Below are 658 nucleotides of genomic sequence, written 5' to 3'. Positions count from 1 at the left end.
GTTTAGGGAGTGGCTATATTGCTTTAATATGTGCTGTATTTGTTGTTATATATAAACTCAAGAATTTGGAATTTGAGCTTTATATTGTTTTTTTCTTTCCTATCTTGCTATTTTATATTGCTATATTTTGGTTTATTTTTTTAAGTTTTTGTAAAAACTTCTTTTTTATTCATCTTTTTTGCTATTGTTTTATGTATATCTTTAATATAATTTTTAATGATTTTTATTTAAATCTTGCAATAATAAATATTTTATTAATGATAATATGGTTTTTTTTGTTAAATTGCATTTAAAATTTAAATTTTTATTTTTAATGATGTATTTTTGTTTTGAAATTGCAATATTTATAGGAATAATACCTTATGGACTTTTAGAAGGAACTATTTCGAAATGAAAGAAATAATAAAATATTATGTAGCAATTTATGTAGATGAGTTATTAGAAGATGAAATGTTAAAGCATGTTGATTTTTCTTTGCTATTTGAAGCAAAATTTTCTCAAATTTCTAAGCAAATCGACTTCACCCACGCTTTCTTAGGACTTACCAAAGATAAAAGTCCTGATGAACTTGATAAGATAGATGAACAATTAAGACAAGGATATCTTAAAAATAAAAAATGGGACAAGATAGATCAAAAATGATATGAAGCCAAAGAAG

General features: G+C 22.8%; 1 protein-coding gene. It reads left to right on the top strand.

The annotated features are described in order from the left end of the window. Nucleotides 1–390 precede the first annotated feature (390 nt). Nucleotides 391–642: a hypothetical protein gene (locus L8V79_RS08150; protein ID WP_263703202.1), complete on the top strand. Its 252-nt coding sequence runs from the start codon at nt 391–393 to the stop codon at nt 640–642. Nucleotides 643–658 lie beyond the last annotated feature (16 nt).

The sequence above is a fragment of the Campylobacter sp. IFREMER_LSEM_CL2194 genome (assembly GCF_025771685.1).
GTDB lineage: Bacteria > Campylobacterota > Campylobacteria > Campylobacterales > Campylobacteraceae > Campylobacter_D.
The sequence above is the reverse complement of the archived record's forward strand: the minus strand, read 5'-3'. Positions and strand labels throughout refer to the sequence as shown.

Coding starts and splice junctions, on each gene's coding strand:
- L8V79_RS08150 (WP_263703202.1), top strand. CDS start 391: ATGAAAGAAATAATAAAATATTATGTAGCAATTTATGTAGATGAGTTA.